The organism is Gemmatimonas sp. UBA7669 (assembly GCF_002483225.1).
Classification (GTDB): domain Bacteria; phylum Gemmatimonadota; class Gemmatimonadetes; order Gemmatimonadales; family Gemmatimonadaceae; genus Gemmatimonas.
In genome coordinates this window covers 50,348-65,801 of the sequence record NZ_DLHL01000027.1, presented here as the reverse complement: position 1 = coordinate 65,801, position 15,454 = coordinate 50,348, and the positions used below count along the sequence as shown (strand labels likewise).

General features: G+C 65.7%; 12 protein-coding genes. 4 read left to right on the top strand and 8 right to left on the bottom strand.

Annotation, left to right across the window (positions count from 1 at the left end; all coding sequences use genetic code 11):
* Window positions 1–15: 15 nt before the first annotated feature.
* The 8 genes from acsF to bchF form a co-directional block, all read right to left on the bottom strand.
* Window positions 16–1,101 carry a magnesium-protoporphyrin IX monomethyl ester (oxidative) cyclase gene (gene acsF / locus B2747_RS07790; RefSeq protein WP_291158746.1) on the bottom strand — a complete coding sequence of 362 codons (1,086 nt, stop codon included), beginning with the start codon at window positions 1,099–1,101 and terminating at the stop codon, window positions 16–18.
* Window positions 1,102–1,106: 5 nt separating this feature from the next.
* Window positions 1,107–1,376: a hypothetical protein gene (locus B2747_RS07785; protein WP_291158741.1), complete on the bottom strand. Its 270-nt coding sequence runs from the start codon at window positions 1,374–1,376 to the stop codon at window positions 1,107–1,109.
* 91 nt (window positions 1,377–1,467) lie between these two features.
* Window positions 1,468–2,274 (bottom strand): magnesium protoporphyrin IX methyltransferase, encoded by an 807-nt coding sequence (bchM, locus tag B2747_RS07780; RefSeq protein ID WP_291158737.1) that lies wholly within the window; start codon window positions 2,272–2,274, stop codon window positions 1,468–1,470.
* Window positions 2,274–3,170 carry a ferredoxin:protochlorophyllide reductase (ATP-dependent) iron-sulfur ATP-binding protein gene (bchL, locus tag B2747_RS07775; RefSeq protein ID WP_291158734.1) on the bottom strand — a complete coding sequence of 299 codons (897 nt, stop codon included), beginning with the start codon at window positions 3,168–3,170 and terminating at the stop codon, window positions 2,274–2,276. The genes bchM and bchL overlap by 1 nt, the downstream gene beginning before the upstream one ends.
* Window positions 3,167–7,009, bottom strand: coding sequence for a magnesium chelatase subunit H (gene bchH / locus B2747_RS07770; protein WP_291158730.1), 3,843 nt, complete (start codon window positions 7,007–7,009; stop codon window positions 3,167–3,169). Before bchH ends, bchL begins: the two co-directional genes overlap by 4 nt.
* Window positions 6,999–8,732, bottom strand: a complete 1,734-nt coding sequence (bchB, locus tag B2747_RS07765) for a ferredoxin:protochlorophyllide reductase (ATP-dependent) subunit B (RefSeq protein ID WP_291158727.1) — start codon at window positions 8,730–8,732, stop codon at window positions 6,999–7,001. Before bchB ends, bchH begins: the two co-directional genes overlap by 11 nt.
* A gap of 3 nt (window positions 8,733–8,735) precedes the next feature.
* Window positions 8,736–9,989 carry a ferredoxin:protochlorophyllide reductase (ATP-dependent) subunit N gene (locus B2747_RS07760; protein WP_291158725.1) on the bottom strand — a complete coding sequence of 418 codons (1,254 nt, stop codon included), beginning with the start codon at window positions 9,987–9,989 and terminating at the stop codon, window positions 8,736–8,738.
* Window positions 9,986–10,552, bottom strand: coding sequence for a 2-vinyl bacteriochlorophyllide hydratase (gene bchF / locus B2747_RS07755; protein WP_291158721.1), 567 nt, complete (start codon window positions 10,550–10,552; stop codon window positions 9,986–9,988). The genes B2747_RS07760 and bchF overlap by 4 nt, the downstream gene beginning before the upstream one ends.
* 271 nt (window positions 10,553–10,823) lie before the next feature.
* On the opposite strand from bchF, the gene B2747_RS07750 reads away from it, so the two are divergent.
* The 4 genes from B2747_RS07750 (at window position 10,824) to B2747_RS07735 (ending at window position 15,429) form a co-directional block, all read left to right on the top strand.
* The gene (locus tag B2747_RS07750) at window positions 10,824–11,693 is read left to right on the top strand and encodes a cobalamin B12-binding domain-containing protein (RefSeq protein WP_291158719.1); all 870 of its coding nucleotides are present in this window, start codon (window positions 10,824–10,826) and stop codon (window positions 11,691–11,693) included.
* Entirely contained in the window at window positions 11,659–13,095 is a 1,437-nt protein-coding gene (ppsR, locus tag B2747_RS07745) for a transcriptional regulator PpsR (protein WP_291158716.1), read from the top strand. Before B2747_RS07750 ends, ppsR begins: the two co-directional genes overlap by 35 nt.
* Window positions 13,096–13,165: 70 nt before the next feature.
* Window positions 13,166–14,071, top strand: coding sequence for a chlorophyll synthase ChlG (gene chlG, locus B2747_RS07740; protein WP_291158712.1), 906 nt, complete (start codon window positions 13,166–13,168; stop codon window positions 14,069–14,071).
* Window positions 14,068–15,429 carry a BCD family MFS transporter gene (locus B2747_RS07735; protein ID WP_291158704.1) on the top strand — a complete coding sequence of 454 codons (1,362 nt, stop codon included), beginning with the start codon at window positions 14,068–14,070 and terminating at the stop codon, window positions 15,427–15,429. Before chlG ends, B2747_RS07735 begins: the two co-directional genes overlap by 4 nt.
* Window positions 15,430–15,454 lie beyond the last annotated feature (25 nt).

Sequence of the window (15,454 nt, the reverse complement as noted above, 5' to 3'; positions counted from 1 at the left end):
GAACGCCCTGTGTACTCACCACACCGGCTGCATGCGTACATCCGCCGGCAGGGCCTGCCGGTGCGGGCGACGCAGGAACAGCCGAAGGAATGTGAATGCGTTGGCCGCCTTGAGGCCCGCCACCTTGACACCGGCAAACAGTCCGCCCTTCTGCTCTGCCTTGCGCATGGCCTCGGTGTTCTTCCACATGGTATCGAGCAGCTCCCAGAATCCTTCCGATTCCGTATCGATGGTTTCCGGGAATACCTGGCGGCTGATCGTGTTGGTCAGCGTGATGACACGGCGATCGTAGTCATCCACGTCGAGGCCCATGAAGTCGAAGAACTCCTTTCTCGCGTGGTCGCGCACATACATCGTGCAGAACACGGCCAGCAGGAAGAAGCGAATCCACAGCTTGTTCACGCCCTGCAGCAAATGCGGATTGGAGCGCATCAGCACGGCAAACGCTTCGCCGTGCCGGAACTCGTCCAGGCACCAGTTCTCGAAGAACTTGAAGATCGGATGGAAGCGCTTGTCCGGCTGCTTCTCGAAGTTGCGGTAGATGGTGATGTACCGCGCGTAGCCGATCTTTTCCGAGAGGTACGTGGCGTAGTAGATGAACTTGGGCTGGAAGTACGTGTACTTCTTGGCCCGCGTCAGGAAGCTCAGGTCCACCGCCACATTGAAGTCGCGCAGCGTGTGGTTGATGAACCCGGCGTGCCGGCCCTCGTCGCGGCTCATGAAGCCGAACAGATCGCGCACATCCGGATTTTTGATGCGCTTCTTGATCTCGGCGTACAGAATGCATCCCGAGAACTCGGCCGTCACCGACGAGGTGAGGAACTCGATGAACTGCTCGCGCAGGGCCGGGTCCATTGACGAGAAGTCGTCATCGAACTCCGGCGAGCGCTTGAAGTGATCCTTGTTGGGATCACGCCGGAACTCGGCCAGCATGTCATCCCACATGCGGCGGTTCTCGGGCGTGATGTGCAGGGCATCGATTTCCGCGAAGTTCGTGGTGTAGAAGCGCGGATTGAGCATCGCATCCTGCTGCGCCGCCTGGGTGGTGGCGTTGGGCGCCACGATCGGGCGCACCGGAAGTTCGGTCGTCGTTGAGTACATGGAGGTCAGCCTTCGAATCCGACTTCGTAGAGTTCGTGAATGGCGGTGCCACCGGTGAGCTTCACCACCTGGCGCTTGAGCCAGCTGGCCCGTCGTACTTCGGCGCTGGAGTCGAACGTGGTCTGTGTCCCGAAGGCGATGCGGTTGGGCGTATTGCGCACCAGCACCTCGTCGCCGGGATCGACGTACACCCCCTTGAGGTCCACGTGTGCGTGGAAGTGGTCATGCGTCATCTCGAGGTCGACCGTGCAGGCCACCTCACGTCGACGCTTCATCACGTACCACAGTCCAGCGCCTCCTGCCGCAACCGCCAGCAGTCCCCAGGTCATCGGTTCCATCGCGTGTCTCCTTCGGATTGTCGAACGTTCAGCGCTGAAGCGCGGCATCACCGCGCAACGACGCGTTCTGCAGCTTGATGGCCATCGAGCGATAGAAGCCCGACTCCACGAGACGGGTCCCCACGATGCCCCAGGTTTCCAATGCCGGCACGGCGGTAAAGGCCTTGCGGAACGCGTAGTCGGACACCGGCACGATGGCCGGTGCGCGGTCCGCGCGGGGGAAGAGCCGGCCAACCGCCCGCATCACCGTGAGCATGGGCGTGCGCGGGGCCACCGTGATGAGCATGCGCTCCCGCACACGCGGCGCGAGTGCCGTCAGCACGGCCATCATTTCCGGCAGCTCGTAGTGAATGATGCTGTCCATGGCCAGCACGTAGTCGAACGTGCCCAGCGACGGATCGAGCATGTCACCGGAACGAAAATCGATGGGCGGTGCACCGGCAGCCTCCGCGCGCTCCTGCGCATGCTCCACAAGCGTCGGCGAAAGATCGATGGCCACCACCTCCGCGCCGCGCTCAGCCAGCGCCATGGCCGCCGTGCCCGTGCCGCAGCCGGCGTCGAGCACCCGCATGCCATGCAGGTCGGGCGGCAGATAGCTCAGCAGCGTTTCGCGCATGGTGTCACGACCGGCGCGCACGGAGGCGCGCACGCGCGACACCGGAGCGTCTGACGTGAGAGCCTTCCAGGCATCGGCCGCGGTGCGGTCGAAGTACTCCCCGATCCAGGCCCGCCGCTCGCGGTACGAAACCGATGCGGCGTGCGAACCCCCTGGCGGCGTTCCATCAAACGACGGACCTGGAGTCGGGGAATGAGTCATGGTGGTGGGCGCGGGCATCAGTCGAATCCCAACAGGTCGAAGATTTCGCGGTCCTTGAGCGGCGAAGCCGGAAGTGGCTCCACGTCGTTGAGCATGCGTCTGGCCAGCGCCAGGTACTCCTGCTGCACTTCCAACACTTCCGGCTCATCGCCCATCTCGAAGATGGTGCTCTTCTTGAGCCGGCTGCGCCGAATGGCATCCACATCCTTGAAGTGCGCCATCGTCTTCAAACCGACGGCGGCATTGAAGCGATCGATCTCGTTGGTCTCGCGCGAGCGGTTGGCAATCACCCCGCCCAATCGGACCTTGTAGTTGCGCGACTTGGCCTGGATGGCCGCGATGATGCGGTTCATCGCGAAGATCGAGTCGAAGTCGTTGGCCGTGACGATGAGACAGTAGTGCGCATGCTGCAGCGGCGCCGCAAACCCACCACACACCACGTCACCCAGTACATCGAAGATCACCACGTCGGTGTCTTCGAGCAGGTGATGCTCCTTGAGAAGCTTGACGGTCTGGCCGGTCACGTAGCCGCCACATCCCGTGCCGGCCGGCGGGCCGCCGGCCTCGATGCACTGCACGCCCTTGTAGCCTTCGAACATGAAGTCCTCGGGGCGCAGCTCTTCACCATGGAAGTTCACACCTTCCAGCACGTCGATGACCGTGGGCACCATGCGCTTGGTGAGCGTGAAGGTGCTGTCGTGCTTGGGGTCACAGCCGATCTGCAGCACACGCTTGCCAAGCGTGGCAAAGGCGGCCGAAAGATTCGATGACGTGGTGCTCTTGCCGATGCCACCCTTGCCGTACACGGCAATCACGAGTGCGCCATCGATGCGCTGCGCCTCGTCCTGGTGGACCTGCACGGAGCCTTCCCCGTCGCCGAATTCGTCTACAATGGGGAGTCGAATGGTCGTCATGTATGGATGCCCTCCAGGCGATCCTCGAGTTCGGCAGCGGCTTCACGCAGTGCATCGAGCGTGGCGTCATCGGGTTCCCAGAACCCGCGATCACTCGCTTCGAGCAGGCGCTGCGCCAGTCCAAGCGCCGCATCCGGATTGGCGGCCGCCAGGCGGCGCCGCATGGTTTCGTCCAGCACGAAGGTGCGCGTGGCTTCCGTGTACACCCAACCTGGCACCGCACCACTGCCGCCCGTGGCGGACCAGCCGAGGGTGGTGGTGAGATGACCCGCGATGTTTCGCACGCCTTCGTATCCGTACTGCAGCTGCGCCTCGTACCAGCGCGGATTGAGCACCTTGGTGCGTGACTCGAGTTCCACTTGCTCAGTCAGGGTGCGCACACGACCCGCGCCCTGCCCGTAGTCCCCGAGGTACACGGCCGGAGTCCGGCCGCCATTCTGTTGGGCAATCACGCGCGTCATGCCACCCAGCGACTCCACATACTGATCGATGTCGGTGGCGCCAAGATCCACGGAGTCGAGGCCCTGAAACGACAGCGTGGCCGTGGACAGCGCGCGCTTCATGAGCGCGGGCTGCGCCTGCGCCCGACCGTCGGCGCCATACGCAAAGCCCTTGCGCTGCACAAACAGGTCGGCCAACTCGTTCTCGTCCTGCCAGCGGCCGGTTTCGATGAGCAGGTTGACGTTCGAACCGTACGCGCCGTCGGCATTGGAAAACACACGCAGCGCGGCATCGGCCAGGGAGCAGCCGGTCTCCTGCATCGTGGCCAGCGCGTGCGCACGAATGAAGTTCTGCGACGGGTCTTCGTCCGCCTGGGCGCACAGCAGCGCGGCCTCGGCCAGCAGGCGCACCTGCAGTGGCAGCAGGTCCCGGAAGATGCCGGAGAGCGTGACGACCACATCGATCCGCGGGTGTCCCAGCGCGTCGAGCGGCACCAGGCGCGCACCAGCCAGGCGACCCACACCATCGAAGCGCGGCGCCACACCCATCAGGGCCAGCACCTGCGCGAGCGGCGCGCCTTCGCTCTTCATGTTGTCCGTGCCCCAGAGCACCATGGCCACGGTAGCCGGCATACTGCCGCTGTCGGCCACATGTCGGGCCAGCAACTGATCGGCGCGGCGCCGGCCTTCCAGCATGGCCGCAGCGCTGGGCACGCGATAGGGATCGAAGCCATACAGGTTACGGCCCGTGGGCAGCACCTGCGGGTTGCGCAGCAGATCGCCGCCGGGCGCGGGCTTCACGTAGCGCGCGTCGAGCGCCGTGAGAATGCCGCAGAGTTCGCGGTCCTCGCGCAGGTGTGCCTCAAGCTCGGCCAGCAACACACAGTGACGGCGCAGGGCCGCGGCATCCACGACGCGCAACCCGTGCGCACTTGCCGCCCGCATGGCCGCCTGTTCGGCGCGCTTGGCATCACCCGTTTCCACCAATGTGCTCACGGCCGCACGCATGGCGTCGGCCACAAGCGCCGTGGCGTCCACATCAGATGCAGCCGACTGCACGGCAAAACACGCGCTCAATGCAGCAAGCTCCTCTTCGGGCCGCCCGCTCTCTGCCATGGCCAGCAGCATGTCCACCCGAGCCGGCGCCGCCATGGGCTCGCCCACCACATGAAGGCCCGTGGGAATGAGCGCATACTCGAGTTCGAGCAGGCGATCGCGCAGCCGCGCAACTTCCGCATCCATGGCAATGAACGGCCAGGCCGGTTCGGCCTCTGCCAGTTCAACGGCCACCGCCTGTTGCTGAATCAGTGCGGCCAGCGTTTCGGCATCGGCCGCCCGCGTGCCGCCACTCTGCCGCCAGCGGTCGAGACTGCTCTTGAGCTCCAGCAGCCCACGATAGAGACCGGCGTTGGCAATGGGCGGCGTGAGATAGGACACCAGCGTGGCATTGCCGCGCCGCTTGGCCAGCGTGCCTTCCGACGAGTTGTTGGAGGCATACAGGTAGACGTTCGGCACATCGCCAATGAGGCGATCGGGCCAGCACGTGGCATCGAGTCCGGCCTGCTTGCCCGGCATGAACTCCAGCGCGCCGTGCGTCCCGAAGTGCAGCACGGCATCGGCCGCGAAGTCTTCGCGCAACCAGCGATAGAAGGCGCTGAAGGCATGCGTGGGCGCAAAGCCGCCTTCGAACAGCAGCCGCATGGGATCGCCTTCCCAGCCGAAGGCCGGCTGCACACCGACAAACACGTTGCCGAGCTGCACGCCCATCACGTACAGCGACTGCCCATCGGTGAGCTGACGGCCTGGCGCCGGTCCCCATGTGCGCTCGATCTCCGGCAACCAACGCTCGCGGCGCACATGATCATCCACCGCAATGCGCGTGTGCACGTTGGCTGGGGCACCAAATCGCTCGCGATTGCCCTGCGTGAGACGCTCGCGCAGATCATCAGGGCTCGATGGCAGGTCCACCGTGTAGCCCGCTTCCTTCATGGCCGCCAGCGTGCGCTGCAGGCTCGGGAAGACTGCGAGATAGGCCGCCGAGCCGGTGTTGCCGGCGTTGGGCGGAAAGTTGAACAGCACCACCGCCACCTTGCGATCGGCCGGCGGTGTACGGCGCAGCGACACCAGATGCGCCACGCGTTCCGCCGCACGCTCCACGCGCTCCACAATGGGCTCAGAGGCCGTGGGACGGCCATCAATCGGCTCGCCCTTGCCACCGAACACGGTGGGGGCAATGGCACCATCGAGCTCGGGAATGGCCACCTGCAGCGTCGCCTGCAGCGGATTGAGCCCACGCGCATCCCGCTGCCACTCGGCAATGGTCTGGAACTCCAGCGTCTGCAGCGTCAGATAGGGCACGTCCAGCTCAGCCAGCACGGCCTGCGCCGCCGCCGCATCGTTGTACGCCGGCCCACCCACGAGCGAAAAGCCCGTGAGGTTGACTAGGGCATCAATGCTGCCGCGTCCCTTGGCGTCCTGGAAGTACTTGGCAATGGCCGGACGGGCGTCGAGCGCGCTGGCGAACGCCGGCACCACTCGCAGCCCACGTGCCTCGAGCGCGCGTACGAGTGCCGCGTAGTGCGCGGTGTTGTCGGCCAGCAGGTATGAGCGCCCCACCAGCACGCCCACCGTACCCGACACCAACGTACCTGTGGCGCTGCGCTTGTCCTTGCCTCGCGTTGACGATGGAGCCGGCGGCAACTCACGCAGCTCCTCCACAATGCCGCGACCCTTGAGATCCGGATGCCAGAGGCCCACCTCGGGATAGCTCACCGGGGCTTCGGCCGGTAGTGCACCACGCAGCGCCTTGCGCGGACCCGCCGCATAGCGCCCCACCACGTAGCGCAGCATCTGCTCGATGTTCTCGGCGCTGCCTGCCAGCCAGTACTGAATGAGCAGCAGGTACGCGCGCAGATCCTGCGCCGTACCGGGCACAAACTTGAGCAGGCCCGCCATGGTGCGCAGGGCCGTCATCTGCCGCTCGCCACTCGACTTGCCGTCCTTGCGCGCACCGCGAAGCTTGCGCAGCAAGTTGAGCGGCGAGAAGGCCGAGCGTGACTCCCCGGCCATCATGTCAAACGCGCCAAGCTTCGTGCACTTGACCAGCTCGGGCGTGCACAGCGCGCACATGACCGCATCCGCCGCGTCGCGCCGCGCCAGCACGGCCGGCAACACGGCGTTCGCGTACTCCTCCTGGAAGAGCTGTGTGCAGACCACGATATGCGCGGTGGCGATATCCTGACGTGCGCGCTCTGCGGCACCCGCATCACTGCCGAAGTCCGCCGCCACGTGCATGATCACCTGCACGCCATGCCGCGCCAGTGCGCTGCGCGCCTGGACGTAGGCATCCGCCAGATGGGAATCCAGCGTGACGATGACGACCCGGCAGTCAGCGGCCATAGTGCGCCTTCGCATCATACAGGGTGTCCACCGAGATCTCGGCAATGCCCTGCGACAGCGCGTACGCCTCGGTGTTGCGACGGGCCTTGCCGCGCACAAAGAACGGAATCTTCTTGAGCTCCGCTTCGGCCGTTGGCATCCAGCGCGTGGAGACCACCGCCGCCACCACCGGCGCGTCGAGTGGCACTTCGCCCTCCTCTTCGGTCAGCCCCACCGCACTGGCGGCCTCGGGTGCTACCGGGTCGGTCGCGTCCACCGACATGGCGGGCGCGATGGCACCGACGGGGGCCGCAGTCACACCAGCTGAGGTCTCTGCCTTCCCGGCGCTGCGGTGCCCGCTGAGGTGCGACGGCACGACGCCATCCGCGAACTCGAAGTCATCGCGGAACATGTGCAGCAGGTGCTCCTCGAGCCCCATCATCAGCGGATGCACCCAGGTATCGAAGATCACGTTGGCGCCTTCGAAGCCCATCTGCGGCGAATGCCGCGCTGGTACATCCTGCACGTGAATGGGGGCCGAAATCACTGCGCAGGGCACGCCGAGTCGCTTGGCGATGTGCCGCTCCATCTGGGTACCCAGCACCAGTTCCGGGGCCAGCTCACTCACCCGCTGCTCCACCGCGAGATAGTCATCGCTGATGAGCGCCTCGACACCGATGCTGGCGGCGTAGTCGCGCACGGCGCGCGCATACTCGCGCGAGTACGTCCCGACACCCACCACGTTGAAGCCCAGCTCGTCGCGCGCGATACGCGCCGCCGCGAGCACGTGCGTGGCGTCGCCGAAGACAAACACCCGCTTGCCCGTGAGGTAGGTACTGTCCACCGAGCGTGAGTACCAGGGCAGTAGCGAGCGACTCGCATCCATCTGCGCATCGCCCACACGCTCCGCTTCCAGCAGCGCGTCTGCGTTCACGCCGGCCATCTCGGCCACGTCGCGAATGAACTGGCGGGTGGCCAGCACGCCAATGGGCACGGTGCGCACAAACGGCATGCGGAAGGACTTCTCCATCCAGCGGGCGGTCGTTTCCGCGACCTCGGGATAGAGACAGATGTTGAAGTCGGCCTCGAGCAACCGCTTGAGGTCGGCCACCGTGGCGTGGAGCGGCGCGCAGACGTGCACGTCCACACCGAGGTCGTGCAGCAGCCGGGTGACTTCACGCACGTCGTCGCGATTGCGAAAACCGAGTGCGGTTGCGCCCAGCAGGTTTGCGCGCGGACGACGGGTTTCCCGCGCCGCGGTCGTGGCTGGCGGCTCGCGGGTGAGTCCCGGCGGTGGCACCATGGGCAGCAGGATGGTGCGCACGAGCTGATAGAAGGTCTCGCTTGCGCCCCAGTTCTCCTTCTTGGAGTAGGCGGGCAGTTCGAGCGGCACCACGGGCACGTCGAGATTCATGCCCTGCGCCAAGCTGCCCGGCTGATCCTGAATGAGCTCGGCCGTGCAGGATTCACCCACCAGCAGCGCATCGGGGCGGAAGCGCTCGTAGGCATCACGCACCGCCGTCTTCACCAACTCCGCCGTATCGCCACCCAGGTCACGCGCCTGGAAGGTGGTGTAGGTCACGGGTGGCCGACGATCACGCCGCTCGATCATGGTGAACAGCAGATCGGCGTAGGTATCGCCCTGCGGCGCGTGCAGCACATAGTGCACACCGCGCATGGAGGTGGCGATACGCATCGCGCCCACATGCGGCGGGCCTTCGTAGGTCCAGAGCGTGAGTTCCATGCGTTACACCGCCAACCGTTGCGCGCGGTCGAGTGGCCGCGCAAAGAGTTCGGCCAGATCACCGGCCTGTTCGTAGCCCTGCACGGGCGAGAAGACCAACTCGATGGACCACTTCGTACGCAGGCCCTCGGCTTCCAGCGGATTGGCGAGACCGAGACCGCACACCGTGAGATCGGGCTGTGCCGCGCGGCAGCGATCGAGCTGCTTGTCCACGTCCTGTCCTTCGCTCACCTGCACACCATCCGGCAGCCGCGAAAGCTCAGCGTCCATGAGCAGGCGATCGAGGTAGGGCGTGCCCACTTCCAAAAGCGTCATGCCGCACTCCTCGTGCAGGAAGCGTGCAATGGGAATCTCGAGCTGCGAATCGGGGAAGAGGAACAGCCGCCGACCCTCAAGCCAGGGGCGATAGCGCGCGAGTGCCGTGTTGGCCCGACGCGCGCTGGGCGCCGTGACGCGCTCGAGCGTTTCCGGCGAAACACCAAACGACGCCGAGGCCGCTCCGAGCCAGGCCGTGGTGCCCTGCACACCAAGCGGATAGGGCGACGTCAGAAGGGTTGCACCACGCGCCACCAGCGCACGCGCCGTTTCACTGAGAAAGGGCTGTGCCAGCAAGACCCGCGTGCCGCGTCCGATGGGCGGCAGGTCGCGCGCACGACGTGGCGGGAAGAAATGCACCGGGCCCACGCCGAGCTCGTCGAACAGCCGACGGAACTGATCTTCGACCACGTCGGCCAGCGTGCCCACGACCAGCAACGAGGGCGTGTCGCCCGACGCGGCCGGCAGATGTGGTACGAGGCTGTTGAGACAGGCGTCCTCGCCCTGCGTGAACGTGGTCTCGATGCCGCTGCCACTGTAGTTGAGCACCTGCACGCGGGGCATGTGCTGCGCACTGAGGCGTTCCGCGGCGCGCCCGAGGTCGAGCTTGATGACTTCCGACGGACAGGAGCCGACCAGAAAGAGCGTGGCGATGTCAGGACGCCGTGCGAGCAACTGGCCCACCACGCGATCGAGTTCGTCGTTGGCGTCCGCGAGGCCAGCCAGATCGCGCTCCCCCAGAATGGCTGTCGCGAAGCGCGGCTCGGCGAAGATCATGACGCCGGCGGCCGACTGCACGAGATGCGCGCAGGTCCGCGAGCCCACCACGAGAAAGAACGCGTCCTGCATTTTGCGGTGCAGCCACACAATGCCGGTGAGGCCACAAAAGACTTCGCGCTGGCCGCGTTCGCGCAGCACAGGCAGTTCGAGCACCGTACTCATGAATGGCCTCCGGCCATGACTGGCAGGGTAGCCACTCGCGATGCCTGCTCTTCACGACGCGCTGCGCGCAGCTTGAGCAGGAATTGCACCGCATTGATGGTGTAGGCGGCGTAGGCCACGAGGGCCAGCACCATGAGACTGCGCGGCGACCAGGCCTGCGCCAGTCCCACCAGATACGCGGTATGCAGCGCAATGACCCCGAAGCTCACCACGTCCTCCCAGAAGAAGGACTCGTGGAAGAGGTATTGGCCGAACACCACTTTCTCCCAGATCGCGCCGGTCACCATGATGGTGAACAGCACGAGCGTCTTGATGACGATGGAAATGTGCGCGGCGGCGAGCCCGTCGCCGGTGCGCAGGTAGCGCAGCACGAGCACGACGGACACGGCCATGACGAGAAACTGCACCGGCGCGAGGACGCCCTGTACGAGCGTCCAGCGGGTTTCGTCTCTGCGCCGGCGTTCCTCCGGGGTATACAGCCCCCGGCGGGGTGGGTGCTTCGATGCGGCGGCCGAGGCGACGGCAGGGGCTGCCGTCGTCGGTGGGGTAGGTACTACGGTCATCTCGCCTTCTGGTCCGGGGGTTCGCTGCCCTGGTGATTCGACAGTACGGCCCGGAACACAAGTTGTCAAGCATTGTTGACGTAAACCATACTTGACAGACAAAATTTCTTATATCACTTTGCTGGTCCAAGCGTTATCCTGCAGCTCACCCTCGGGCTTCGTCCTCACCTGCCACGCGCCTGGAGTACGCCGTTGTTCGGCTCGTGCTCTTCCCTCCGCGCCAGTGGCCTGGATACGGTGTCCTCTTGCCCGGGACCGACAACAGGCGTCAATGGATCACGTCTCAACTTCGCGCCGTAGCGAGCGTCTCGAACGGACGATCCAGAATGAGCTGGTGCCGCGCCTGCTGCAGAGCCATCGGGCGGGGCCGCTTTCTCCTTCTTTAGCATCCGCCGTTTCACGCAATCTGCCGCCCGAAGACGTCCGCGCTTTCGTAAACGCCTTGCGCAACCCTGACGATGTCGTCGGGGCACATTTTGTCGACTCACGCCTGCAGGACGGCTGCACCATTGAAACGGTGTTTCTCGACCTGCTGGCCCCCGCCGCCCGACGGCTCGGGGAGATGTGGGAGTCCGACGAGGTGGATTTCGTCGAAGTGACCATGGCCATGGGGCGCATGCAGCGCTTGCTGCGCAGCCTCTCCCCGGCGTTTCTTGGCGATGCCGAGCGCCATGAGCCTGTCGGCAGCGTGCTGCTCAGCTGCATGAGCGGCGAGCAGCATACCTTCGGACTCATCATGGTCGGGGAGTTCCTCATCCGCGATGGATGGCAGGTGCTCGTTGGTGCCCCGTGGTCGGACGCCGACCTCGCTTCCATTGTCGCGACACAATGGTATGATGTGATCGGCTTCTCGGTGGGCACCGACAACCGCCTGCCGAAACTGCGGAACGACATTCGCCGCCTGCGGGCGGCGTCTCGCAACCCCAACGTGCAGGTCATGGTCGGCGGGCAGCCCATCGCCAAGAATCCCAATCTGGCAAGAGAACTGGGTGCAGACGCCTTTGCGGCGGACACCCGGTCGGTTCCCAAGGTGGCGCGCGCCCTCCTTGCTGCGGCGCGCGCCAACGCCCCGGCTGAACCTGCGTCCGAAAAAGGATCAGCCGCCCGTGGCCAGCTCCATCAAGACCTTCGCCGGGAGTAATCCCGCCTCCAGCGCTCTCGATCCGAGTACCGCAGCCGCCCTGCTGGCGGTTGCCGGGGATATTGCGTTGGTCATGGACGGTGCGGGCGTCATTCGCGACGTGGCCCTGTCTGCTGGCGGGGACTCGCATCTCGAAGAGGCCACACATTGGGTGGGCCGCTCGTGGATCGACACCGTCACTTCGGAGTCGCGCGGCAAGATCGACACCCTCATCAAGGAAGCCGCCAACCAGGGCGTCTCCAAGCGCCGGCAGGTCAATCACCTGCTGGCCGAAGTGTCCGAACTGCCCATCGCCTACACCGCGCTGCGTCTCGGACCGGGAGGCTCACTCGTCGCCGTCGGCCGCGACATGCGCAACGTGTCCACGTTGCAGCAACGTCTGGTCGAAGCGCAGCAGGCCATGGAGCGCGACTACTGGCGCATGCGTCACGTCGAAACGCGCTATCGCCTGCTCTTCCAGCTGGCCAGCGACGGCATCCTCGTGCTCGACGCCACCAACCTCAAGGTGCTCGACGCCAACGCCGCAGCCGGTCAGATCTTTGGCGAAGCCACCGACAAGCTCGTTGGGCGCAACTTCCCCTTCGGCGTCGACGCCGCGAGCATCCGCGTGGTTGAGGACCTGCTCTCTTCCGCGCGGAGCGCCGGGCGAGCGGGCGAAACGGCCCTCACGCTGCAGGGAGGACGCGGCTACCACGCGTCCGCCAGTTGCTTCCGTCAGGAATCGTCCACCTTGCTGCTGCTCCGCCTCTCGCCGATTGCGACGGAAGGTGGACCGGCCATGGGGGGACAGGCTCCATCGCGCGTCCTCGACCTCATCGAGCGCTCGCCCGATGCCTTCGTGGTCACCGACCTCGAAGGTGGTATCCTGGCCGCCAATCGCGCCTTCCTCGACATCGCCGAAGTCGCCACCGAAGAACAGGTCCGCGATCAGGCGCTGTCGACCTACATCGGGCGGCCCGGCGCCGACTTCGGCGTGTTCCTTTCCATGCTGCGCAAGAACGGCGCGGTGCGCCTGATGGCCACCTCCGCCTTCGGCGCGCTCGGGCATCAGTCTGAGGTGGAAGTTTCCGCCGTGTGGGTGCCTGAGGGCGAAGAGCCCTGCATCGGCTTCTCCATTCGCGATATCGGCCGCCGCCTTGCCGGTGGGCCGCAGGGCGCGCGTGACCTGACCCGCGCCGTCGAAGAACTTACGACGCTCGTCGGCCGCGTGTCCCTGCCCGACCTGGTGCGCGACACCGTCGATCTCGTGGAACGGCACTTCATCGAAGCGGCGCTCGAACTCACCAACGACAACCGCACCTCCGCCGCCGAAGTCCTCGGCGTCAGCCGTCAGAGCCTCTACGTCAAGCTCCGACGACACAAACTCGCCGACTCCGCTCAGGACCGAGACACCGACAGCTAGACCCAATATCCCGCGGCCGAACGTCAGCGGGTCTATCGCTTTCCCGCGGTGTCAACTAAACTAGACAGTCATGGGCGTCAGCCTCTCAGAACACTCGGCTCCCGCGCGTCTGGACCTCTCTGCGGTTCTCACGCTGCTCAAGCCGGTGACGTGGTTCCCTCCGATGTGGGCGTTTACCTGTGGGGCGATCTCAGCCGGGGTCCCCTTCACGAATGAACGCTGGTGGACGCTGGCGTTGGGCATCGGACTGACCGGTCCCATGGTCTGCGCCTCCAGCCAGGCAGTCAACGACTGGTTCGACCGCCACGTGGACGCCATCAACGAACCGCAGCGCCCCATCCCCTCCGGACGCATTCCCGGGCAGTGGGGCCTCGTCATCGCGATTGGCTGGAGCCTGCTCTGTGTGATCTGGGCGCTCCCCCTTGGCACGTTTGGCCTGACGGCCGTGGCGCTCGCCCTGGCCTTCTCCTGGGCTTACAGCGCCCCGCCCTTCCGCTTCAAGCGCAATGGCTGGCTCGGCAACGCCGCCGTGGGCTTCACCTATGAAGGCCTGGCCTGGGTGACGGGCGCCGGCATCATGCTCGGTAGCACGTTGCCTGGCACCAACGTTCTGCTGGTCGCCGCGCTTTACAGCCTCGGTGCGCATGGCATCATGACGCTCAACGACTTCAAGGCCATGGCCGGTGACGAGCGCATGGGTGTACGCTCCCTGCCCGTGCTGCACGGCGCGAAAGGCGCGGCGTGGTTGGCCTCACTCATCATGCTGGCTGCGCAGGCGGTGGTGATTGTGCTGCTGACCTCCTGGGGCCGCCCCATGCATGCGTTGGCCATTGGCGTGCTGGCTGCCGTGCAGGCCGGTCTCATGCTGTGGTTCGTGCGGGCGCCCGAGTCGCGTGCGCTCTACCTGAGTGCGTTTGGTGTGCCGTTCTACGTGAGCGGCATGATGGTGTCGGCCTTTGCCCTTCGCGCCCTGTGAACACCAGCACCCTGCCGTCGGCTTTGCCTCCGCTCAAATGGACCCAGATGGCGCGCCTTGGTCTGGTGCAGGCCGCCATCGGCGCCGTGGTCGTGTTGCTCACGACCACGGTCAACCGCGTGATCGTAGTGGAGCTTGCCCTGCCGGCGCTCATTCCCGGCTTGCTGGTGGCCGTGCACTTCGCCGTACAGCTCTATCTGCGCCCGCGGCTCGGTCATGCCTCCGATGTACAGGCACGGCGCACGCCGTGGATTCTGGGTGGCATGGGTCTGGCTGCCGTCAGTGGCGTGGGCGTCACGGCGAGTGTGGGACTCATGCAGCAGCAGCTGGTGCTCGGTGTGGTGCTGGCCTGCGTGGCGTCGATTCTGCTTGGCGCCGGCGTGAGTGCGGCCGGTACCCCGCTGCTTGCCCTGATGAGTGAGCGCGCCCATCCCACGCAGCGCGCTGCGGCGGCCGCGATCACCTGGATCCTCATGATCGTGGGCATCATCATCACCGCGATCGTATCAGGCAGTTTGCTCGATCCGTTCTCCATGACGCGGCTCGTGGGCGTGGCCGGTGGCATTGGTGGCGTGGGCCTGCTCATCGCCTGGATTGCCACACGCGGCATGGAAGGCGTGACCATGCGTTCTGCCGCGACAGTTGCCTCGACGCCCGTGCAAGACGAGGCCCGTCCGTCGTTCCGTCAGAGCTTTGAGACCGTATGGAATGAACCGGCGGCACGTCTGTTCGCCGGCTTCGTGTTTCTCGCCATGTTTGCCTACAGCGCGCAGGATCTCATCCTCGAGCCGTTTGCCGGTCTGGCCTTCGCCATGACACCGGGCGAAAGCACCTCGCTCTCGGGCGCGCATCATGGTGGCGTGCTGGTGGGCATGATCCTCACCGCCATCGCCGCGCGCTTCACCGGGCAACTGCGCCAGTGGGCCGCTGCAGGTTGCTTTGGTTCGGCACTCGCCTATCTCGCGCTGGTGCTTTCTCCGACATTCGGCAGTGTGACGGTCTTCACTGGCATCGTGGTCGTGCTTGGCCTCGCCAACGGCGTCTTCGCCATCGGCGCGATCGGCTCCATGATGGCGCTCACGGGCGATCGGCGTGACGGCCGCGCCGGTCTCAGACTTGGGGTGTTTGGTGCGGCACAGGCCATGGCCTACGCACTTGGCACACTCTCCGGCGCCGCTGGGGTGGACGCGGCCCGTGTTATCCTGGGTTCACCGGTACGCGGCTATGTCGTCGTGTTCGCGGTGCAGGCGGTGTTGTTCTCCGTGTCGGCGTGGCTGGCCTTGCGCAGTGCGTCCAGCGAACGCGCCACCTCTGTCCTTCGCGAACGCGGCGATATGCTGCAGGCGGTGTTGTCATGATGAGTTCCGACTCCCCGATGTCTCC